At 39.3% G+C, this 21,779-nt stretch carries 21 protein-coding genes and 1 riboswitch; of the genes, 19 read left to right on the top strand and 2 right to left on the bottom strand.

From position 1 onward, the window contains the following. The first annotated feature begins 8 nt into the window (after positions 1-8). From QYB95_RS10200 to QYB95_RS10140, 13 genes are all read left to right on the top strand, one after another. Positions 9-1,001 (top strand): D-alanyl-D-alanine carboxypeptidase family protein, encoded by a 993-nt coding sequence (locus QYB95_RS10200; protein ID WP_425609195.1) that lies wholly within the window; start codon positions 9-11, stop codon positions 999-1,001. A 214-nt stretch (positions 1,002-1,215) separates the two neighbouring features. Then, entirely contained in the window at positions 1,216-1,950 is a 735-nt protein-coding gene (locus tag QYB95_RS10195) for a pseudouridine synthase (protein ID WP_301138231.1), read from the top strand. A 109-nt stretch (positions 1,951-2,059) separates the two neighbouring features. Beyond that, complete coding sequence (gene resA / locus QYB95_RS10190; RefSeq protein ID WP_301138230.1) at positions 2,060-2,605, top strand: thiol-disulfide oxidoreductase ResA; 546 nt, start codon at positions 2,060-2,062, stop codon at positions 2,603-2,605. 5 nt (positions 2,606-2,610) lie between these two features. After that, on the top strand, positions 2,611-4,266 hold the full coding sequence (locus tag QYB95_RS10185; protein ID WP_301138229.1) for a cytochrome c biogenesis ResB family protein: 1,656 nt from the start codon (positions 2,611-2,613) through the stop codon (positions 4,264-4,266). Continuing rightward, the gene (ccsB, locus tag QYB95_RS10180; protein ID WP_301138228.1) at positions 4,263-5,453 is read left to right on the top strand and encodes a c-type cytochrome biogenesis protein CcsB; all 1,191 of its coding nucleotides are present in this window, start codon (positions 4,263-4,265) and stop codon (positions 5,451-5,453) included. Before QYB95_RS10185 ends, ccsB begins: the two co-directional genes overlap by 4 nt. Positions 5,454-5,640: 187 nt before the next feature. Continuing rightward, positions 5,641-6,357, top strand: a complete 717-nt coding sequence (locus tag QYB95_RS10175) for a response regulator transcription factor (RefSeq protein WP_301138227.1) — start codon at positions 5,641-5,643, stop codon at positions 6,355-6,357. Continuing rightward, positions 6,350-8,125, top strand: coding sequence for an ATP-binding protein (locus QYB95_RS10170; protein ID WP_301138226.1), 1,776 nt, complete (start codon positions 6,350-6,352; stop codon positions 8,123-8,125). Before QYB95_RS10175 ends, QYB95_RS10170 begins: the two co-directional genes overlap by 8 nt. Before the next feature lie 259 nt (positions 8,126-8,384). After that, the gene (locus QYB95_RS10165) at positions 8,385-8,924 is read left to right on the top strand and encodes an RNA polymerase sigma factor SigX (RefSeq protein WP_301138225.1); all 540 of its coding nucleotides are present in this window, start codon (positions 8,385-8,387) and stop codon (positions 8,922-8,924) included. Further along, positions 8,921-10,156, top strand: a complete 1,236-nt coding sequence (locus tag QYB95_RS10160) for a hypothetical protein (RefSeq protein ID WP_301138224.1) — start codon at positions 8,921-8,923, stop codon at positions 10,154-10,156. The genes QYB95_RS10165 and QYB95_RS10160 overlap by 4 nt, the downstream gene beginning before the upstream one ends. 105 nt (positions 10,157-10,261) lie before the next feature. Next, a riboswitch (FMN riboswitch) is annotated at positions 10,262-10,434 on the top strand. 270 nt (positions 10,435-10,704) lie between these two features. Continuing rightward, positions 10,705-11,283, top strand: a complete 579-nt coding sequence (locus QYB95_RS10155; protein ID WP_301138293.1) for an ECF transporter S component — start codon at positions 10,705-10,707, stop codon at positions 11,281-11,283. 943 nt (positions 11,284-12,226) lie between these two features. After that, entirely contained in the window at positions 12,227-12,625 is a 399-nt protein-coding gene (locus tag QYB95_RS10150) for a MerR family transcriptional regulator (RefSeq protein ID WP_301138223.1), read from the top strand. A gap of 50 nt (positions 12,626-12,675) precedes the next feature. After that, the gene (gene glnA / locus QYB95_RS10145; RefSeq protein ID WP_301138222.1) at positions 12,676-14,010 is read left to right on the top strand and encodes a type I glutamate--ammonia ligase; all 1,335 of its coding nucleotides are present in this window, start codon (positions 12,676-12,678) and stop codon (positions 14,008-14,010) included. A 142-nt stretch (positions 14,011-14,152) separates the two neighbouring features. Further along, positions 14,153-14,857 (top strand): peroxiredoxin family protein, encoded by a 705-nt coding sequence (locus QYB95_RS10140; RefSeq protein ID WP_301138221.1) that lies wholly within the window; start codon positions 14,153-14,155, stop codon positions 14,855-14,857. An 84-nt stretch (positions 14,858-14,941) separates the two neighbouring features. Here QYB95_RS10140 and QYB95_RS10135 read toward each other — a convergent pair whose 3' ends face one another. Next, positions 14,942-15,718: an enoyl-ACP reductase FabI gene (locus QYB95_RS10135; protein ID WP_301138220.1), complete on the bottom strand. Its 777-nt coding sequence runs from the start codon at positions 15,716-15,718 to the stop codon at positions 14,942-14,944. Between the two features lie 290 nt (positions 15,719-16,008). Here QYB95_RS10135 and QYB95_RS10130 point away from each other — a divergent pair, with 290 nt between their 5' ends. Together QYB95_RS10130 and QYB95_RS10125 are read left to right on the top strand one after the other, a co-directional pair. Beyond that, on the top strand, positions 16,009-16,350 hold the full coding sequence (locus QYB95_RS10130) for a PadR family transcriptional regulator (RefSeq protein ID WP_301138219.1): 342 nt from the start codon (positions 16,009-16,011) through the stop codon (positions 16,348-16,350). Continuing rightward, positions 16,334-17,005 carry a DUF1129 family protein gene (locus QYB95_RS10125; RefSeq protein WP_301138218.1) on the top strand — a complete coding sequence of 224 codons (672 nt, stop codon included), beginning with the start codon at positions 16,334-16,336 and terminating at the stop codon, positions 17,003-17,005. Before QYB95_RS10130 ends, QYB95_RS10125 begins: the two co-directional genes overlap by 17 nt. A gap of 37 nt (positions 17,006-17,042) precedes the next feature. On the opposite strand, the gene QYB95_RS10120 is transcribed toward QYB95_RS10125, so the two are convergent. Further along, complete coding sequence (locus QYB95_RS10120) at positions 17,043-17,291, bottom strand: ferredoxin (RefSeq protein ID WP_301138217.1); 249 nt, start codon at positions 17,289-17,291, stop codon at positions 17,043-17,045. 105 nt (positions 17,292-17,396) lie between these two features. On the opposite strand from QYB95_RS10120, the gene QYB95_RS10115 reads away from it, so the two are divergent. The 4 genes from QYB95_RS10115 to QYB95_RS10100 all read left to right on the top strand — a co-directional run bounded on the left by QYB95_RS10115 (position 17,397) and on the right by QYB95_RS10100 (position 21,675). Continuing rightward, on the top strand, positions 17,397-18,440 hold the full coding sequence (locus QYB95_RS10115) for a YpbB family protein (protein ID WP_301138216.1): 1,044 nt from the start codon (positions 17,397-17,399) through the stop codon (positions 18,438-18,440). Further along, positions 18,430-19,875 carry a RecQ family ATP-dependent DNA helicase gene (locus QYB95_RS10110; RefSeq protein WP_301138215.1) on the top strand — a complete coding sequence of 482 codons (1,446 nt, stop codon included), beginning with the start codon at positions 18,430-18,432 and terminating at the stop codon, positions 19,873-19,875. The genes QYB95_RS10115 and QYB95_RS10110 overlap by 11 nt, the downstream gene beginning before the upstream one ends. Before the next feature lie 156 nt (positions 19,876-20,031). Then, positions 20,032-20,700 (top strand): LysM peptidoglycan-binding domain-containing protein, encoded by a 669-nt coding sequence (locus tag QYB95_RS10105; RefSeq protein ID WP_301138214.1) that lies wholly within the window; start codon positions 20,032-20,034, stop codon positions 20,698-20,700. Between the two features lie 210 nt (positions 20,701-20,910). Beyond that, complete coding sequence (locus QYB95_RS10100; RefSeq protein WP_301138213.1) at positions 20,911-21,675, top strand: metallophosphoesterase; 765 nt, start codon at positions 20,911-20,913, stop codon at positions 21,673-21,675. The last annotated feature ends 104 nt before the right edge of the window (positions 21,676-21,779 follow it).

Genomic DNA, 21,779 nt, shown 5'->3' with positions numbered 1-21,779 from the left:
GGAGTGGCCTGTTGAAAAAAGTTGCAAAAGTCTTATTTGCGTTTAGCTGTATGATGGTAGTATTCTTTTCTGTAACACAAGCAGCTAGTGCTTCCTATGCCGTGATTGATGCAGAGACGGGAAGACTGTTGGAGGGGAGCAACCCGCATGGCAGGATGCCGATAGCTAGCTTGACGAAAATTTGGACAGCTCTTGTTGCGATTGAAAATAGTAACTTGGATGACGAAGTCACGATTTCGCAGAAAGCAGCTTTAAGTGAGGGCTCTTCCATTTATTTGGAGCCAGGAGAGAAGGTTACTGTAGAAACCTTGCTTTATGGGTTAATGCTAAGATCGGGGAATGATGCAGCATTTGCTCTGGCGGAACATGCCGGAGGATCGATCGATGGATTTGTGGATCTGATGAATGAAAAGGCGGATTTATATAGCTTGAATAATACCGATTTTACAAATCCATCTGGTCTGCATAACGATATCCATCTCTCTTCTGCCTATGATACGGCGCAGATGCTAAGAATTGGTATGCAGAATGAAACATTCAAAAAGATTTCTTCAACAATCAACTATAAAGATCCTTCAAAAGGTGTGACATGGCAAAACAAACATCGATTGCTTCGTCAGCAAGTGGGGGCGGTTGCAGGGAAAACAGGTTTTACGAAAGTGGCAGGAAGAACACTGGCAACTTATTTCGAAGAGGATAACAAAAAGGTGATTGTCGTTACCTTGAGCGAATCAAATGATTGGCAAGTACATAAAGGGCTTGCAAATAAAATTTTTGATAACTATGAATATGTCACAGTTGCTGATCAAGGAGACTATCAAGCAACAGATGATAAATCAGTCGTTCTATCAAAGCCTATATCCATCCTTCTCAATAAAGAAGAAGCAAAAGAAGTGCGCAATGTCCTCCATCTATCAAGAAAACAAGGGCAATTTGGCATTTGGCATGTTATGTTAAATGATGAAAGCATTTATGCAACAAGAGTGAATGTGAAAGAATAAAAAGTACTTAAACGATTTGGGTTTTTAGGGACTGCGTATAGAGCAGTCTTATTTTTTGCACCATTTGAGAAATTTGTCGAAAATAATGGATTAATCCTGTCAAAATAATAAAACAACTTCGGAAATAAGCTGTTTTTCTTTAATAATACAGAAGAATATGACATAATTTTTAGGCAGACTTTTATGGGCTTACACGGATGAATGAGGTGGAATAATGGAAAGATTACAGAAAGTAATTGCATATGCTGGTGTAGCTTCAAGGCGAAAAGCAGAACAACTGATTGTAGAAGGTAAAGTAAAAGTAAACGGTAAAGTGGTCAAAGAGCTTGGTACGAAAGTGTCGAATTCAGACACGATTGAAGTGAATGGGGTCAAGCTTGAAAAAGAGGATAAAGTTTACTTCCTGCTCTATAAACCAAGAGGTGTGATATCAGCCGTTTCGGATGACAAAGGAAGAAAAACAGTAACGGATATTTTTAAAAAGCATGTGCAAGAGCGCATATTCCCTGTTGGACGATTGGATTATGACACATCCGGCTTATTGTTATTAACAAATGACGGCGAATTTTCTTATCAAATGACCCATCCTAAGTTCAAAATTGATAAAACCTATATTGCTCGAGTAAAAGGTGTACCGACAATTGATGGATTAAAAAAACTGCAGCGTGGAATTAAATTAGAGGACGGTAAAACCGCACCAGCCAAAGTTAGTATGACTTCATTCGACGAGAAAGCAGGGAAAGCCATCTGCGAGATTACAATCCATGAAGGCAGAAATCGCCAGGTGCGCCGTATGTTTGAAGCAATTGGGACACCAGTTGTAAAATTAAAACGTGAACGCTTTGCTTTCCTTGACTTGGGTGGCTTGATGCCAGGTGAATACAGGGAGCTTACTAAACATGAAGTGAAATTGCTTCGTGTACTTGCCGATACAGGAAAAATCGAATAATTAAAATCCGTGAAAACGTTCATAAATCAGTCAAAAAAATTAGCAATTGAGTTTTTTCAGTTTGCTATAATAAAAAAGATTGTATAGTTTTCGCAGGGAGGAAACACAAATGGATAAAAAAAAGAAACGTTCAATAACTCGTGGTGCTATTCTTGTTGTACTATTGGCAGCTATCGTATATACAGTCTATTCTTCTGCGACAAACGACAAGGTTAAAGTCTTGCAAGTTGGTGACAAAGCACCCGATTTTGAACTAGTGGATTTGTATGAAAGCGGTTTAAATCATCGCCTTTCCGATTATGAGGGCAAGGGAGTTTTCTTGAATTTCTGGGGTACTTGGTGTGAACCATGCAAAAAAGAGATGCCCGCAATGTCCCGTCAATATGCCACTTATAAAGATCAAGGTGTTGAAGTGTTGACCGTTAACATTGCCCAAACAGAATTTGAAGTGAAAAAATTCCTTGAAAGTCTAGATGTTCACTTCCCTGCTGTTATTGATGATACAAAAGTAGTTATGACGGCATATAATATCAATCCACTGCCTACAACCATCTTAATCAATCCTGAAGGTAGAGTTGAAAAAATCATTACTGGTGAAATGAGCGAAGCACAAATCGCCTCATATATGGAATCAATCAAGCCGGAACAGGAGTAATTTATATGGAAAAAATTATTTGTGTTTGTGGTCATGAAAATCCAGTAGGTACCAAACTTTGCGGTAAGTGTGGTCGGCCACTAACAGAAGAAGCGAAGATGAGCAAAATCGTTGATATGAAATATGACGGTGCTGCGATTCGTTCAAAAACCCGCAATAAATCAATCGTTGATAAGATATGGAACTTCTTTTCGAGTGTAAAGGTAGGAATTTCATTAATTATCATAAATCTTATTGCGGCATCGATAGGAACAATTTTCCCGCAAGAATTTTATATCAGTGTCTCGACAGAACCTGAAAAAGCTGCCTATTATGAAAAAACATATGGCTCATTAGGAAAACTCTATTATGAATTGGGGCTTTCCGATGTATATAGTTCTTGGTGGTTCCAGATACTAGTAGGAATGCTGGCTATTTCAATTATCGTTGCAAGTATTGACCGAGGAATTCCGTTGCACCGTTCTCTAAAAAACCAGCGTGTAAAACGTCACGAAAGCTTTATGAAACGTCAACGCATAATCGGTGAAGGTTCGATAACAGAAGGCGATTCATCGAATACGCTAAACTTAGTCGAAGAAAAAATGAAAAAACTTAGATATAAAGTGCGCCGTGATGGTAATGCACTCCTCGCTGAGCGTGGTCGTTTTTCCCGATATGGTCCATACATAAACCACGTTGGTTTAATTATCTTCCTTGCTGCGGTCATGCTCCGACTTGTTCCGGGATTCTATGTCGATGAGTCGATGTGGGTGCGTGAAGGCGAGATGCGTGCTGTGCCGGGCATGGAAGGCTATTTTATCGAGAATGAAAAATTCATCTTGGAAATGCATGATAATCAGGCGACGGAAAACCAAGAGCTTCAAGGGGTAAACGTCGTCGCTAAAAACTATCAAACTAACGCTAAGTTATATAAACAAACTGATGATGCGGTACCAGGCAAAGATGATGATCTAGAATTAGTGAAAGAGTACTCGATAAGAGTAAATCACCCACTGCAACACAATGGCTATTCATTCTATCAAATGGATTTCCGTTTAAATGAAATTAAAGCCATGAACTTTGAACTGACTAATAAGGAAACAGGTGAATCCTTGGGAGCGGTAAGCGTGGACTTAACTAATCCTCAAAATGAATATGTAATCGACGATCAAACGAAAGTTCAATTATTAGGTTACTATCCTGACTTCTCCGGATTCGAGAATGGCGAACCGCAAACAAAAACACCAACGCCGAACAATCCAGCATTTATCTTTAAAATGACAACACCGGAAAAACCAGAGGGTGAAGTAAGTTTTGTGGCTATTCAGCAAACAATTGAACCAAATGGCGATAATGCATACAAAATGGCATTCAATAGTGTTGAAACAAGAAATATGTCTGGTTTGACTGTTCACAAAGACAGTTCCATACCTTTCCTTGCAATTGGTGGCGCAATTTTCATGATAGGGGTAGCAATTGGTTCTTATTGGAATCACCGTCGTTTATGGGTAGAGCAATTAGAAGATGGATCGATTCGTCTTGCTGCACATACAAACAAGAATTGGTTTGGTATTAAGAAAGATATCGATGCAGTAACAGAATTCGCACATCTTCCAAAATATATTGATCAGTCTGAAAATGATGACGCAGAAAAGGAAAAGGAAGGTGACAGCACCTTATGAGTTTAATTAGTTTAAGTGGGAACCTATTGTATGCAGCGTTCATTGCATATTTGGTCGGGACCTTGTTATATGGCGGAGCTATTAAAAGTTCCAAACCTGATGGTGCGGCAAGCCGTGCAGAAAAGTGGGGTAAATTGGCCTTAATAGTGACGATCATTGGATTCGCGGCACATGTTGGCTACTTCATTACCCGCTGGATCTATAAAGGACATGCACCAGTAAGTAATATGTTCGAATTTACCACTGCATTTGGTATGTTTATCATTGCAGCATTTATCTTAATTTCCTATATGTATCGTCTAACGGCACTAGGTCTTGTAGCATTGCCGGTTGCATTATTAATCATAGGATATGCGGCAATGTTCCCGAATAGTGTAGACCCGCTTGTTCCATCGCTTCAGAGTCATTGGCTAACAATTCACGTTATCACAGCCGCAATGGGACAATCTATTTTGGCAATCAGTGCTGTAGCAGGGTTACTATATCTATTAAAATCCATCAATCCTAAAATCAAATCCAAAAGCCGTTTCTGGATGGAAGCAGTACTTTACTTTGGTGTCCTGGTAATAGGATTCATGCTTGCAACTGTAGTGTTCAAAGGTATGGGGTATGAAGCAAGCTTTACTTATATTGATACACAAGATGCAGAACAAGAAATTACTTATAATATGCCGGCTGTCTTCGGTATGAATGACTATACGCTGCTAACTGAAAAGGTTATGAATCCTTTAGTTGAAATGCCAGCAGTAATCAATGCACAAAAATTGACAACAGTGTTCTGGTCATTTATTTTTGGTTCCATCATCTATCTATTGGTTCGATTAGTTACTCGCAGAAGGATTCTAACTATGCTGCATCCTTTAGTGCAAAAAGTTAACTTGAATTTATTGGATGAAGTTGGTTATCGTTCTGTCTTGATCGGGTTTCCAGTGTTTACGCTAGGGGCACTTGTATTCGCGATGATATGGGCACAGGAAGCATGGGGCCGTTATTGGGGCTGGGATCCAAAAGAGGTTTGGGCTCTAATCACATGGCTGTTCTATGCCGCATATTTACATTTGCGTTTATCAAAAGGTTGGGAAGGCAAAAAATCTGCATGGCTTGCTGTAGTCGGCTTTGCAATTATCCTCTTTAACCTGATTGTTGTTAACTTGGTAATTGCCGGTTTACACTCTTATGCCGCTTAAATGAAATGACGAAAGTTCTTCCCGTGAATGGGGAGAACTTTCTTTTTGCAAGAACTCCTCTTTGACGCGGGTATATCCTTGCTTATGGACAAAAACTTGCGTCACGCTAAGTTTTCTAATATATCCTTTAAATTTATTACATGAAATTGTACAATAGGAAAGAGAAAGAATGAGAGGGGTAAAACCTATGTCTGAAAATATATCTGTATTAGTAGTAGATGATGAAGACCGTATTCGCCGCTTATTAAAAATGTACCTTGAACGTGAAGGGTATGAAGTAGATGAAGCTGAAAATGGTGAAATGGCTCTCGCAATGGCGTTAGAAAAAGATTACCATTGTATTCTCTTAGACATAATGATGCCGGAAAAAGATGGCCTGCAAGTTTGTGAGGAACTCCGTGAAACCAAGACAACACCAATCATATTATTGACTGCGAAGGGTGAGGAAGCAAACCGTGTACAAGGGTTTGAACTTGGTGCTGATGATTATATAGTAAAACCATTTAGCCCTCGGGAAGTAATACTGCGTGTGAAAGCGATTTTACGCCGTTCTTCTGCATTTTCACCCGTTTCAACTCCGTCTACTTCAAAAGATTTAGTGGTATTTCCACATTTAACGATTGACCATGATGCACACAGAGTATCAGCAGATGGAACAGAAGTTAATTTAACGCCAAAGGAATATGAGCTATTATATTTCTTGGCTAAAGCGCCGGATAAGGTATTCGATCGTGAGCAATTATTAAAAGAAGTATGGCATTATGATTTCTTCGGAGATTTGCGTACGGTTGATACACACGTCAAAAGACTGCGCGAAAAACTAAATCGTGTATCGGAAGATGCTGCGAAAATGATTGTCACTGTTTGGGGCGTAGGGTATAAATTTGAGGTTGTGAATGAATAGGATATGGAGCAGTATTGTCGGGAAGCTATGGTTAACCATATTGCTTCTCGTTTCGTTTGTATTGTTCGTCTTTACTGTATTGATGCTGGAATTTTTAGAAGATTACCACCAGGAACAAGCTGATATTTCCTTAAGACAAACTGCCTCGACGATTGCAAGTATTGTTGATAACTACGATTTGGAACAGTTAACGGATGAAATTATTAATGAAATGATTACCGAAGATACGAATGCTTTTATCGTTTCGCAGGAAAAAGAAGTCGTATCTGCTTTTCAAACGGGTTTAAATAATATTGAAATTCAAAATGATATTTTAAAGAATAAAAACTTTAATGAAATTTTTGAATCTACCGAACCAATACTGGATCGCATGATTTTGCCCTCACAAATAGAAGAAGGCAAAATGGAAACCTACATTGTATTAAGCTATCCATTAAAAAGTGATGACAAATTGCATGGGGCAATTTTTATCTATCAAAACCCAAGTGCACTTCATAAAACATCACAGGAAACAACAAAAATTGTCTTTCTTTCAGCCTTTATTGCCTTTGTGCTAACCACATTTTTTGCATTTTTCCTTTCTTCACGAATTACATGGCCGCTTAGGAAAATGCGGGAACATGCTTTTGAACTGGCAAAAGGTAAATTCGATGAAACCTTGCCAACAACACAAAATGATGAAATTGGGCAATTAGCAGTAGCTTTTAACCAAATGGGTCGGCAATTAAAGCATCATTTGGAAGTCATCAATCAAGAAAAAGAGCAATTGGCAAGTGTGTTGACATCCATGACGGATAGTGTGATTACATTTAACAGTGATCGAACAATTCTTCTAAGTAACCCGCCAGCAGATAAATTGCTTCAGAAATGGTTTATGAACAAAAAAGGTGAAAATGAGCGCCCGATTCCTCAGGAAGTTTTTGAAATGCTGGAACATGTTTTAAGTTTTGAGGATAAATTGGAAGAAGACATTGAAATCAATGGTTCCTACTATCGCATTACAATCAGTCCGTTGAAGAATAGCGAACAATCCATTCGTGGAGCCATTGCTGTCATTCGGGATATGACAGAACGAATACGACTGGAAAAATTACGTTCCGATTTTATCGCCAATGTATCCCACGAGCTTCGTACTCCTATTGCAATGCTGCAAGGATATTCGGAAGCCTTGTTGGATGATGTCGTTTCCGATGAAGAAGAACGTAATGAAATTACCCGGATCATTTATGACGAGTCTCAACGGATGAGTCGCCTTGTGAACGATCTGCTTGATCTTGCCCGTATGGAAAATGGCCATACGACGCTGTATAAGGATGAAGTTCAGGTAGTCGATGTAGTTGAGCGGATTACCCAGAAGTTTACCCAAGTAGCGAAAGAGAAGAAAGTCGAATTGCAATTTAAAACAAGTCTTGCTCAAAGTGTCCTGATCAGTCTGGATGAGGACCGAATCGAACAAGTGCTTACAAACTTGATTGATAATGCAATACGACATACACCGACTGAAGGCAGTGTAACGGTCTCCGTAGAACAGGAACTGTCCTATGCGAGAATACAGGTTTCAGACACAGGGGAAGGAATTCCGCAGGAGGATCTGCCATATGTATTTGAGCGCTTTTATAAGGCGGATAAAGCGAGAACACGCTCTAAAGGTGGCACGGGCTTAGGGCTTGCCATAGCTAAAAATATCGTTGAAGCCCATAAAGGAAATATCCGTGTGGATAGTGAGCTGGGTAAGGGAACATCCTTTACTTTCTACCTGCCATTGTAAAGAGTAGGTTTGGTATGCCCGCTAAATGCACGGGCTCTTGGGAAATAAGACGAATACACTTATGCAGCTAATTCAATACTCTCTAAGCTGTAAATAAGGGTATCTCTAAAGTATGTGAATATGACTTTGGGGATACCTTTTTTTCATAGGCAATCAGATCTGGAACGGAAATGTGAAGGGGATATCATGTGGGATATAGGACATTTTCCTGAAACTTTTTACCTTGGAGTACGACAAATTTTATAGGAACGGGGGTGGCATGGTGAAAGAATCCATATTCCATCGTTTGTATGATTTATATCATCAGGATGTTTTCCAATTTTTAATCTATATGGTCAAGAATCGTTCGGTTGCCGAAGACTTATCCCATGAGGTTTATGTAAGGGTTTTAAAATCTTATGAGCGTTTTCAGGGAAGAAGCACTGAAAAAACATGGCTATTTGCCATTGCCAAAAATGTGGCAATCGATTATTTCAGAAAAAATGCGGTACGTTCCTCACATGCTTTCGATGCGTTTAATTGGGAAACGGACAATCTTGTTTCCCCTATGAAATCCCCAGATCTTCTAACTGAGTTGAATGATGAGATGCGTGAGTTATTGGAGGCACTCGAAAAATGTACAGGTGATCAAAAAATGGTCATTATTATGCGTTATTTTCAGGAATTGTCGATTGCTGAAACAGCAGCAATCTTGAATTGGACAGAAGGCAAGGTCAAGACAACCCAGCATAGAGCAATCAATAAGCTAAGAGAAATATTAACAACTACTACCGAAGAAAAGGAGGCGAATCGCGGATGAATCATGATAAATGGGAAGACGGCAAAATAGAAGACTTACTTGGAAAAGTACCAAAGATTCATGATCAACGTTCAAAAGAAGACGTTTTAAAGCGTTTAAAAGAGGACGGTCTTTTTGATGATGAGCCTTTAGATTCGAATGCTTCAAAAACTAATCAACCGAAGAAATTCAATTGGGTTCCAATTGCCGTTTCAATAGCAGCCATATTTTTGCTCGCAATTCTTGTACCGTCACTTATGAACCGCAATATTTTATTCGATACTGCGGAGGAAAGTGCAGTTACAACTGAATCAAGTGATACGAGCAATCTGCAAGAAGAAATGAAGAGTAAGGAATCGACAACAGAAGAGTCTGAGATGAGTATCATGAATACAGATACCGGGGATCTTCGTACGGCTGTTTACCCTGAGGAAGTCGAGGGGAATACAGTTTTCAAACTTGGATTAGCTAGCGATGCTGCGGATAGCCTACCTGTAACTGTTTTGATTCCAAATGATATCATTCAACAGGATTTTGGCAATGCAGCGCCAACAGGGGTAGAACTCTATAATCATTATGCACCTCTATTTAATGAAAGTGCGATAGGTTTTGCGGAGTATCATCCGTATGCAGGGAAAATTACGGAATCAGGTGATCAAGTTATCCATACTTTACCCAACGATCAACAATATGATATGGCGACTGCAACTCTGACAACGTATTACGCTTCATTGATTGATACTTTCGGCAATTCATATGATGAGGCGGCAATCTTAAATGAAGAAGGTTCTCCTTTTTTATTTAGTGAAGTAGGGGAACCGAGTGAGCCTATTCGTTTAAATAGTGAAATGACTCAATATAATTACTTTAGCTTTACACAGTCGGATGGTTCAACGTATCTGGTTCCAAATTTCAGGGAAGCATTTTCAACGGTAGAGGAAGCTATTGCTGCTATGAAAGAAGAAACGAATGATATTTATCAATCTGTTATCTTGGAGGGGATAGATTTCGAGATAACGGAAGAAAATCAGGTTGTAACCGTTCGATTTACAGAAGAAGTGGATTTGGATCGTTTTGATCAAGTGCAGGCAATGCAGATGATTGAGGGGATCTTGTTGACAGGTGCTAGTTTTGGCATGAATGTACAATTTGAAAATGTAGTACAAACAGAATGGCAAGGATTCGATTTTTTGTCTCCATTACCTAAGCCAATTGGAGCAAATGAAGTGCCCTATTGGACTGTATTTCAATAATTAACGAAAAATGTCAAGCGGTTGAGTAGGGATTATCCAGTACTACATCTTTACATCATCTCAAAATCGAGATATAATAATGCTGTAACACTAAATTAAATATTGATTCATCTTCGGGGCAGGGTGTAATTCCCGACCGGCGGTAATAGAAGCCGCAATTTCCGACCATTTACTTGGAGGGCTTTGCATAAAGGTTTCTTCAGCCCGCGAGCTTGTTAAGAGCAGGATTTGGTGAGATTCCAAAGCCGACAGTATAGTCTGGATGGGAGAAGGTGAAGGTACGGTCTCTTTTCGTTATTCGAAGGAAACTGTACGTTAAAAGTAATGCAAATGCGAAAATTTCGTATTTGATTTGCTATTTTTTGAGTATCTGTTTTTTAAAGTCAGAAGCGATGCTCAATTTAACGTGCAATTTTTCCTGTTTTCAATGTGCCTGAGTTCTCCCTTATGCAAATTAGCGTAAGGGATTTTATTGTGCAGCGAAAGGAATAATTGAAAGGCTGTCCTTTCTTCTTGCTAAGTTGAATCAGCAAAGAGGAGAGAGTATGATGGTAAATCAAAAGCTAAAGTTGCGTTCTTTCGTAACAATCGCAATGTTAAGTAGTATCTCATTCGTGTTGATGCTAATTAATTTTCCGCTTCCAGGGTTCCCTGTATTTTTACAGATCGATTTCAGTGATGTACCTGCATTGATTGCGACAATCACGATGGGACCTGTAGCTGGTATTTTAGTAGAATTGTTCAAAAACATTTTGGACTGGATTTTTTCAGGGACGCCAACAGGAATTCCGGTTGGCCATATGGCAAACTTCGCAACAGGGCTCTTATTTATTCTACCTGTCTACTATATCTATAAAAAGTTTCCTACAATTAAAGGGTTAAGCTTTGGTCTAGTAGTTGGTACAGTGATTATGTCATTAGGGATGAGCCTATTAAACTATGTAGCGTTTTTACCTATGTACACTTCCCTTCTTGGATGGGGTACTTTCGATATGAAAGAGACAATTGTGTTAGGAATCTTGCCGTTTAATTTGATTAAAGGGATTATACTCATGGTTATCGTAATTTTACTGTTCCGTACAATGAAAGTATGGATCGACAATCAGAGAGCACAATATTTATTATAAATCGCATTTTGAAGCCGTTCGTTAAGTCGATGTAATTTGACTTGATGGACGGCTTTTTTTGTTGTTGCATTTAGGGGGTTTTTGAGAAGAGGTCTGGAGTTTTCGAATACTTAATTATCGATGTTAGTATTTTCGGTGCCGGGAAGTACTCAAAAAAGTTTTATCGGTAATCGAGAAGCTCTGTCGGTGCCTAGCAATTGCTGCACGAGGTGATTATCGGTACTGATAAGCATCCTCGGAGCCTGGTATAGCATGAATGAGGTGGCAATGGTAACCGAGGAGCATCCTCGAATCCCAAAATACTTTGAAGGTAGTGAAATCGGTAAATGAGAAGCCTCCTCGGAGCCCGGTAGAGCATGAATGAGGTGTAATGGTAACTGAGAAGCATCCTCGAATCCCGAAATACCTTGAAGGAAGTGATATGGGTAACTGAGAAGCATCCTCGGAGCCCGGTATAGCATGGACGAGGTGGCAACGGTAACCGAGGAGCATCCTCGAATCCCGAAATACCTTGAAGGAAGTGAAATCGGTAACTGAGAAGCCTCATCAGAGCCAAAAACACCATGGACAAGATGTAAACTGTAACCGAGAAGCATCATCATAGCCCGAAATAGCATGAACGAGGTGGTAACGGTAACCGAAAAGCGCCACCAGTGCACCGTATTGCCTAAAAGTATTATAAATAACCAATGAGAGGTTGGTTGAAAGTATTTCTAACACCAAATGAAAGCTCCTAGTAAACTACCATCCAACAAAATATCTACTCAGAAAATTCATTAAAATCACCGACGGAACTCCGTGAACCTTACTGTCTGTAGGTGTTTTGTTTTATCTAAAAAATAGATGAATAAAATCTAATTTTAATATGTTATTTTTCCTTACATGGTATTGATATTATAAATAACATAGTTTAGAATAAACGTATGAAAGGGAGGCGATGTCGATGAGTCGAGAGTTTCGAAGAGCAATGCCGTTACTCCCTATAAGCATGGTGATGCAATTAACGGAGCTAACCGCAAGGCAAATTCGATATTATGAAGAACATAAACTTATTGAACCCGCTAGATCAGAGGGCAACCGCAGAATGTTCTCACTTGACGATGTTGATGCACTATTAGAAATTCGTGAACTTCTTGACCAGGGGATTAACATGGCAGGAATCAAAAAAGTATTCGATATGAGAAAAAACAACAATTATGTGAAATCTTCTAACAAAATGGCAATTTCAGATTCAGAGCTTCGATCAATTTTGCGTGAGGAAATGCAGCAAGCGCAAATTATGCAAAAGGCTTCCATAAGACAAGGAGATTTATCTCGTTTCTTCCAGGCGAAAGGCGAGTAAATTATATTTTGAATTTTTTAATAATTTATAATATTAGGAGAGTGGATTAATTGGTTAAGTACACAAAAGAAGACATTAAACAAATCGTGAAAGATGAGGGCGTAAAATACATCCGTTTGCAGTTTACCGACATTCTAGGCACTATTAAAAACGTAGAAATTCCATTAAGCCAATTAGATAAAGCACTTGATGACAAAATGATGTTCGACGGATCATCAATTGAAGGTTTTGTACGTATCGAAGAATCTGATATGTACCTAAAACCAGATTTAGATACATTCGTAATTTTCCCTTGGACTGCTGAAAAAGGGAAAGTGGCTCGATTAATCTGTGACATTACAAATCCGGATGGAACGCCATTCGCTGGCGATCCTCGAGCAAACTTAAAACGTGTATTGGCTAATATGGAGGAGTTAGGCTTTACAAGCTTTAACTTAGGACCTGAGCCAGAATTCTTCTTATTTAAATTAGACGAAAAAGGGGAGCCTACATTAGAACTAAACGATGATGGCGGCTACTTTGACTTGGCGCCAACTGACCTTGGTGAAAACTGCCGTCGCGATATCGTGCTGGAACTTGAGGAAATGGGCTTTGAGATCGAAGCTTCCCACCATGAGGTAGCACCTGGTCAACACGAAATCGACTTCAAATATGCAAACGCAGTTGAAGCTTGCGACAACATCCAAACATTCAAATTAGTTGTGAAAACAATCGCTCGCAAACACGGTTTACATGCTACATTCATGCCAAAACCATTATTCGGTGTAAATGGATCTGGTATGCACGCAAACCTTTCATTATTCAGCGGCGACAAAAACGTGTTCTTCGATGAAGAGGCAGAGTTGCAATTATCAGATACTGCACGTTCATTCATGGCGGGTATCATGAAGCACGCCAAAGCATTCACGGCGGTAACTAACCCGTTAGTAAACTCTTACAAACGTTTGGTACCTGGATACGAGGCGCCATGTTACATCGCTTGGTCGGCTCGTAACCGCTCGCCGTTAATCCGTATCCCGGCATCCCGTGGTTTATCTACACGTGTTGAATTGCGTTCGGTTGATCCATCAGCTAACCCTTACTTAGCTTTAGCTGTTCTTCTTGAAGCTGGTTTAGATGGTATCCGCAACGGTTTAACACCACCGGCTCCGGTAGATCGCAACATCTATGTGATGAATTCTGCTGAGTTAAAAGAAAACGGAATTGAGAGTTTACCAGGTTCCCTGCTAGAAGCTCTTTCATACTTGGAGCAAGATGAAGTAATCAAGTCGGCACTTGGTGAACACATCTATTCGAACTTCAAAGAAGCAAAAGAAATTGAGTATGATATGTTCCGTACTGCCGTTCACCCTTGGGAACGCGACCAATATTTAAAAATGTACTAATTTAATGTGCAAAGTAAACCGTCTCGATTTTTTGAGGCGGTTTTTTTCGTATTTTAAATGCGATTAATTTAAACGTCACGTAAACTTCTCTCATTTAACTAGACTTTCCTCATATACTTGTAGAAGTATGTGAGGAAAGTAGGTGAGTAGGTTGCCTTCTAAGAAGATACTAAGTCTATGTTTTTCATTAATCATTTTAGCCGGAGTAATTTATACGATCGCATCAAATATCTTTATCGTAAATGAGGAAGAAAAAGGAATATCTTCACTTGTTGAAGAAGCGGAGCCTCTTGACCAAAGCGCCGGAATAGATGCAAAAGATGGGACAGTAGAGTATCGGTTAACTGAAGAACAGGAAGCTGATGATTCCCATACAGAGGAAGGGGATCACCACAATCACGAACATGATGCACAAGAAACGGAAACCCGTACTTTGAATGTTCGCGCACCAAATTTTGAATTGAAAACTTTAGCAGGGGAAACCGTTAGATTGTCGGACCTCGAAGGGAAGAAGGTTTTTATCAACTTTTGGGCTACTTGGTGTCCTCCTTGTGTTGAAGAGATGCCGGCTATGCAGGATTTTTATGATGAACTTACAACCAAGGAGAATGTAGTCATTCTTGCCATTAATACGACCGATAAAGAGTCGAACACGAGTACGGTCAAACATTTCGTTGGTGAATTTGGAATCACTTTTCCAATTTTATTGGATCAAGAAGGGGAGGTTTTACTTAACTATGAAGTACTTACTCTTCCGACAAGTATAATCGTTGATGAAGCGGGAATGGTTGTTGAGCAAATTTTAGGGCCTGTCACAAAGAATATGTTAGAGGAGAAGTTGCTTTAGCAGCAAGGTAATCTACCGATACTGACCCATAGCCATTCAAAAAGGACTAGCTACTGCGTTTTGCAATAAGCTAGTCCTCCTCAATTAACCCAGGATATTATAACCAGAATCTACGAAGATTGTTTCACCTGTAACGCCTCGTGAAAGGGCACTTAACATAACAAGCGTCATATCTGCCACTTCTTCTTGGTTCGTATTGCGTTTTAAAGGTGATGTCTCTTCAATTTTATGAAGAATTGTATTGAAGCTTGGTACACCTTTTGCAGCTAAAGTTCGGATGGCACCTGCTGAAATGGCATTTACACGAATACCTTCAGCTCCAAGGTCTGCAGCAAGGTAACGCATTGCCGCTTCAAGTGCTGCCTTAGCAACGCCCATTACATTATAGCCATCAAGAACGCGTTGGCCTCCCAAGTAGCTCATCGTTACAATTGAGCCGCCTTCAGTCATAAATGGACGGGCTGCTTTAGCCACAGCCACTAATGAGTAGGCGCTTGTATCTTGTGCAAATGCATAGCCTTCACGAGTCGTCTCGACAAAGCGGTTTTTTAAGTCTTCTGCATGTGCAAAAGCAACAGAGTGTACAATCCCGTGAATGACACCGAACTGTTCGCCGATTTGTGAGAAAGCCCCTGCGATGCTTTCATCACTATTCACATCACATTCAATGACTGCTGTGTTATAGTCTGAATAATTTTCTAATACTTTTTCAATTTTCCCTTTAGAACGTTCCTTGCGGTAAGTGAAGATAACGTTTGCCCCAACTTCAAGAAGTCTTTTTGCAATTCCCCATGCAATGCTTCGTTCATTGGCCACGCCCATGACAACAATATTCTTGTCCTTCATCTGTAATAAATCCATCCGATGATCCCCTTTACTCAATTGATTTTACATCTGTTATTAGTACCAACTACTAATAATGAGTTTACCAGTTCGCTATATAAAAATCAAGAAGAGCTTAGTAACTTGTATTGCAAAGTAGTTGACTGCTATGTTGTATTGCAATATACTGAAGGTAGCTAGTTTGCAAAACAAGGTAGCTGGAAAAAACAAAGAGTTATGAGAATCTGAAAAGAAAAGCATCAGATCTGTCTGTTGAGGACGGAGAAGTGTTTTCTAATACAGTAATGTAGTGGAGTGAAGTGAAGGGTATGTCCATTCGAAGCCAACTTTTAAAAGGAATTCTAGATGGCTGTGTGTTAGCTGTTATAGAAAAAGAAGAAATATATGGTTATGAGTTATCTCAAAAATTACAGCAGTATGGTTTAGAGGATATTAGTGAAGGAACGATCTACCCTGTTTTATTGCGCCTGCAAAAAAGTAAGTGGATTGCAGGAACTATGAGGCCTTCCGAAAGTGGACCGAACAGAAAATACTATTCTTTGACAAAAGAGGGGAAAGAGAATCTGGATTTGATTCGATCGGAGTGGAATCTGCTTAACGCCCCGATTACAAAAATATTAAGAGGTGATGAGAATGCAGATGACCGTTAAGGAGATTATTAAACAAAATAATGAGAAACGGGAAAGTTTAACACCGGAGAATAAAGAATACTACGAAAATATGCTCGTATATATTCGAACAAATCCCATGGCGAGTGAACGTGCTACAGAGGAAGTTTTGCTTGAGATGCTGGATCATTTATTGGAAGCGCAAAGCGAAGGGAAAAGTGCGGTTGATGTCTTTGGCAAAACACCAAAAGAATTAGCAGAAGAAATTATTAAGACTTTGCCAAAAGAGTCTTTCAAGGATATGCGGGATTTTGTATTGGAAATGCTATTCACATTATTCGGCTGGTATTTGGCGATCGGAGGTCTTTTCCCATTAATTGCAAAGCAAAATCAAACGGTTCATTCGGGATCGCTATTGCTTACAGGAATCCTTTTAATTTCAAGTGTTGTCGTGTTGCTTTACTTTCTATTTGGGGTTATTAAAAGAAATGCGTTTGAGGATAAACGGAAGAAAAACAAGGTTGGTTGGTTTCTTGGGATTCTCTTCATCCTATTGTTCGTAAGTGGGGTTGGCGTGCATTTCATAGTTGAACCATTTGGCCCGACCTTTACAGTTTCTTACCCGCTTCAGTTTGGCCTGGGCTGCTTCTTTTTATTGGCTGCATTTTTATATAAAAAATCTCGGGAATCAAAGTAAAAAAAGAGGTTGGGCACGGCTTGCCAACCTCTTTTTATTATTCATATTTTAATGGGTCGCCTTCAAATGATTCATCAGCTACTTTGATTGAATCCGTAGGGCATCCCTCAAATGCATCCTGCATATCCTCCAGTAAATCTTCTGGTACTTGCGCTGTACCCATGTTATCATCAATAATAACGAAGGCAATCCCTTCATCATCATAATCATAAATATCTGGGGCTGCAGCACCACAAGCGCCACAAGCTATACATGTATCTTTATCTACAATTGTAAATTTTGGCATGTTTTTCTCTCCTTTTTCACGTGCGCTTCCAATTAAAGCTTCTTATCTATTCTAAATCTGTTTAATTTACTTTTCAACCCAATAGTTCGAAATGGAGGATTGATTTTGATTTTCCAACAAATTCTTATACACATTTTCCATAAGCTTAATCAGGAACGGACCATCTCCGCCCCCTTCCATCTACTTAGAGGAAAACGGTCTGGTCAAACTATACAGGATGTAGGAATCTATCATTTACATAAGTATTTCGGGATCTTACCGAAATTATCGAGAAATAAATATGACAAAGAATTGTCTGCTTTAATAGAAGATCAATACTTGATCGTCAAAGAAGATGGGTTTTACCAATTAACAAAGAATGCAACAGAAAAGATAAAAGAGATGCAAAATCTCCCGTTTGATGGTTGGCATTATCGAGGGAATGAGCATATTTTCTTTTCTAGATTATCGTTGATCATTCAAACATTATCCCATCAAAAGGCAGGCCAAATGTCTTTTATACCTATCCAGAAGGATGAGCAGGTGCAGCAATGGGGAAAAAATTTTCTAAAAGTAAATCATTATCAAGATGGGCAATTGCAGCAAAAATTATTAGATGAGCTTTATGAAAGTTTAGAAAAATCCACGATTGAAGAAGTCGGGAAAAATATTCTTGGTCTCCGGTTATCCGGGTATGAAATGGCAGGTCTTACATGGCAGCAAATTAGTGTTCATGAAAAGTTAAACGAGATGGATTTGCAGCTCATCTATATCGCTTCCTTGCATGCTTGGATTAATGTGATATTACTGCAAAGCGACCAATTTCAACTACTAAATCAAATGGTAGAAAATATCCGGATCAAAAATCCTTTAACTGGGTCTGCATTTCAATCTGCAGAGCTATTTAATAATGGCCATTCCATTGAACAAATCAGCAAGATTCGCGGGCTGAAAATGAGTACCATAGAAGATCATATCGTAGAACTTGCCATGAACGAACCACAATTTAATGTTGAGCAGTTCGTTCCAAGCGAGGATATCAAAAAGATTTTAACAGCTGTGGATGATTATAGTACCAGAAAGTTAAAAGTCTTGCATGAGGTTGTTCCTCATCTTTCCTATTTTCAACTAAGGCTTGTATTGGCGAGAGGTGAACGTGTTGAAGCTTGAATCAGTTCTAAATCAATTTTTCGGGTATTCGGATTTCCGCCCGGGGCAAAAAGAGGTAATCGAAAGTGTTCTTAAGGGACAAGACGTAATTGCGTTATTGCCGACTGGCATGGGGAAATCTCTTTGTTATCAACTACCTGGCTACGTTTTCAATCAACCGGTCTTAATCATCTCTCCGCTGCTTTCCTTGATGCAGGACCAGGTCGATCAAATGAAGCAATTTAAAGAAAAACGGGTCGTTGCCTTGAATTCTTTCTTGAACCCTGACCAAAAAAGAGCAACGATCCATAATTTGCACAATTACCGTTTTATATTTATTTCGCCGGAGATGCTCCTTCAAGAGCAAGTGCAGCATAAACTGAATTCCATGCAGCTCTCTTTGATTGTAGTAGATGAAGCCCATTGTATTTCTCAGTGGGGATTTGATTTCAGGCCGGATTATTTGCGTATTGGCGAAGTGATAGCAAAAGAAGATCGTCCTCCGATACTGGCATTGTCAGCAACGGCTACAGAAAAGGTACTCGGTGATATTGAAAGTTATTTGAAAATGAAAAACACATTTAAATTTATCCATTCAGTTGATCGGCCTAACATTCACTTAGGTAAAATGCTCTTCCAGGCCAGAGAAGACAAAATTGATTGGATGATTGACCATGTAACACAGACAGCTGGACCTGGGATTATTTATACAACTTCCAGGTCTAAAACGGAAAGTCTCAGTGGGAGGTTGCTTCAATCGGGAATAGCTTGTGCGGCCTATCATGGTGGAATGGACCCCTTGGATCGGCAATTTATCCAGCAGCAGTTTATAGATGGCACGCTTGAATGGATTGTTGCAACAAATGCATTTGGGATGGGGGTGCATAAGCAAAATGTTCGGCAGGTCATCCATGAATCTCTGCCTTCTAATATGGCCAATTATATGCAGGAAATTGGGAGGGCAGGAAGAGATGGTGAAGATTCGCTTGCCATTTTGCTCTACGCTGAGGGTGATGAGGAGCTTGCCAAGTTTATCGGGATTGATGATTATCCGGTAGATGCCCATGTTGATAGTTATATTGGCTATCGAGCAAGAAAAGAGCAACCAGCCTCCATGATTCATAATGGGGAAATTTCTGAAACAGCTTTCCGTGTGTTGGATTATTGGATGCAACAGCTGCCACCTGAAGGAGTAAAACAGCAATTAACGTCGATGAAATATGCGAAAATGAGAGCGGTCGAAGAAGTGATGGGACTGATCGATACAAATACATGTATGAGGGAAAAGCTTGTCCATTATTTTGGACAAACTTTGGAGAATAGGCCAAATGACTGCTGCCAGTGCTGTGGGATCGACTATAAAAATATAATTCTCTTGCGCGATAATATTTCCCGGCAATCTTTTCACTTGAACTGGGAAGAGAGAATCAAGAAATTATTGCTAGGCAACTCTTAAGTGACGCCTGAATGCCGTATACTAGAAATAGTTTTCCAAGTTCTACTAACTTTATCAATTTATCGACATAAATCTCTTAAAATTTCCAATCCTATCATTTACTTTTCAGAGAAATTTCGTCATAATTAGGGAAAGATAGTGTTGGAGGTGGGACTCATGAGTAATGGAGATTACAGAGAGAAAATTGAAGAGCATCGTCAATCAATTGAATTGGAAGACCAACAAAGCTCTAGAATGTCACGCTCACGTCAAAAAGCTAAAAAGAAAAAAAAGAAAAATAGAAAAAATCCACTATTGAATATTCTGCTGTTCGTACTATTAGGAATTCCTTTTGTGCTATTAATCTACGTATCATTCTTTTATACACCAACAGATACTGATGTAGCAGAAGTGGAAGAGAATGGTTCAATCGTAGAGGTACAAAAGAATAATACGGTCTCTGCCAGCGGCAAGAAAACCGATGAACCTAAAATTGAACAATCTGAAAATGACTCATCAACGAATAATAACGTAAGTACTGAAGATAAAGAAGACGCAGTTGCAAAGCAGGCTGAAGAGGAAGCTAAAAAAGCCGAACAAGCTAGATTAGAAGAAGAGAAGCTTGCTAAACAACAAGAGCAACAAAAAGCAGAGCAACAGCAAGAAGAGCAGAAACAAAAGGAAGAGCAGGCTGGCGGTACGACACATACTGTTCAACCGAACGAAAACTTATTCCGCATCGCATTAAAGTACTATAATGATGCTAGTGGCGTCGACAAGATTATGGCAGCAAATAATTTATCTTCAAACAGCATCTCTGTTGGACAAACACTGATAATTCCATAATCGTGTAACTAGAGTAGACTAAAAGGATGGTTTAACCGTCCCTTTAGTCTTTTTTCTTGTGAACATAACGCTCACCATTCGTGGCATAATTGAATAATTTACTGATGGAATATGTTAAAATATTGTGAAGAAAAAATTAGCGGAAAGTAAACGAATTTTAAAATGAGTGGATACGTCGTTTAGCGTTTTTGGAGAAAAGGGGGAGTTAGGATGCTTGAGCTATTCATCATCCTGGTTTTTATCATACTTGCATTTTTGCTTTTTATGCTCAAGCAGGCTTTTGAGAATAATATACTTTTCCATGAAGTTACTTTAGAGGGACAAAGTGAACAAGCATCCTTATTTTTTATTTCTGACGTGCATTTAAGAAAAATTAATGAGAAAATGCTTCGAAAAATTGATAGAAAAATCGATGCTGTCATTATCGGGGGAGATTTTGCCGATAAACGAACACCGGTAAGTCGAATCTATGACAATATACACTTGCTGCAAAAATTAGGGCCGATTTATTTCGTCTGGGGAAATAATGATCGGGAAGTAGGCGAAACAAATTTACGCAAGATTTTTAACGAAACGAATGTAACGATACTTGAAAATGATGCATTACGCATTCCAGCTCTGCAAAACGGTTGCTGGTTATGTGCGATCGATGATTCTTCCTCAAAAAAAGCCCTGTTTAATCGGGCCTTTCAAAAGTGTTCAGGAGGGGATCATGTTATTTTTATCTCTCATAATCCAGAAGTTTTTTCATATGTACGTCAAAACTTTGACGCCAGCATCATGATGGGCGGACATTTACATGGAGGTCAAATCAGATTCGGACCCTTCGGCATTCATCCCCACGGGTCTTTTTCAATGCGGGAAGGGGTGGCAACACTAATCAGTAATGGATATGGTACTACTGCAATTCCTTTAAGATTTGGTGCAAAGCCGCAGTGTCATATTATTGATGTTCGTTTTGAGGAGAAAAATTAGAAACTGAAGAAGGTATAGCGGTATACTAAGTAATGGATTTTACGATTGTTAGGCGGAAAAAGTTGTGCCAACAGTTAAGAAAATAATCGCTTAATTGATTTGGT

This window comes from Ureibacillus aquaedulcis, assembly GCF_030418165.1.
Lineage (GTDB): Bacteria > Bacillota > Bacilli > Bacillales_A > Planococcaceae > Ureibacillus > Ureibacillus aquaedulcis.
Note: the sequence above shows the minus strand (reverse complement) of the source record. Positions and strands in the feature narration are given on the sequence as shown.

Coding starts and splice junctions, on each gene's coding strand:
- QYB95_RS10185 (WP_301138229.1), top strand. CDS start 2,611: ATGGAAAAAATTATTTGTGTTTGTGGTCATGAAAATCCAGTAGGTACC.
- QYB95_RS10125 (WP_301138218.1), top strand. CDS start 16,334: ATGCAGATGACCGTTAAGGAGATTATTAAACAAAATAATGAGAAACGG.
- QYB95_RS10195 (WP_301138231.1), top strand. CDS start 1,216: ATGGAAAGATTACAGAAAGTAATTGCATATGCTGGTGTAGCTTCAAGG.
- QYB95_RS10130 (WP_301138219.1), top strand. CDS start 16,009: ATGTCCATTCGAAGCCAACTTTTAAAAGGAATTCTAGATGGCTGTGTG.
- QYB95_RS10165 (WP_301138225.1), top strand. CDS start 8,385: ATGGTGAAAGAATCCATATTCCATCGTTTGTATGATTTATATCATCAG.
- resA (WP_301138230.1), top strand. CDS start 2,060: ATGGATAAAAAAAAGAAACGTTCAATAACTCGTGGTGCTATTCTTGTT.
- QYB95_RS10160 (WP_301138224.1), top strand. CDS start 8,921: ATGAATCATGATAAATGGGAAGACGGCAAAATAGAAGACTTACTTGGA.
- QYB95_RS10170 (WP_301138226.1), top strand. CDS start 6,350: ATGAATAGGATATGGAGCAGTATTGTCGGGAAGCTATGGTTAACCATA.
- QYB95_RS10175 (WP_301138227.1), top strand. CDS start 5,641: ATGTCTGAAAATATATCTGTATTAGTAGTAGATGATGAAGACCGTATT.
- QYB95_RS10135 (WP_301138220.1), bottom strand. CDS start 15,718: ATGGATTTATTACAGATGAAGGACAAGAATATTGTTGTCATGGGCGTG.
- ccsB (WP_301138228.1), top strand. CDS start 4,263: ATGAGTTTAATTAGTTTAAGTGGGAACCTATTGTATGCAGCGTTCATT.
- QYB95_RS10120 (WP_301138217.1), bottom strand. CDS start 17,291: ATGCCAAAATTTACAATTGTAGATAAAGATACATGTATAGCTTGTGGC.
- QYB95_RS10155 (WP_301138293.1), top strand. CDS start 10,705: ATGGTAAATCAAAAGCTAAAGTTGCGTTCTTTCGTAACAATCGCAATG.
- QYB95_RS10105 (WP_301138214.1), top strand. CDS start 20,032: ATGAGTAATGGAGATTACAGAGAGAAAATTGAAGAGCATCGTCAATCA.
- QYB95_RS10150 (WP_301138223.1), top strand. CDS start 12,227: ATGAGTCGAGAGTTTCGAAGAGCAATGCCGTTACTCCCTATAAGCATG.
- QYB95_RS10100 (WP_301138213.1), top strand. CDS start 20,911: ATGCTTGAGCTATTCATCATCCTGGTTTTTATCATACTTGCATTTTTG.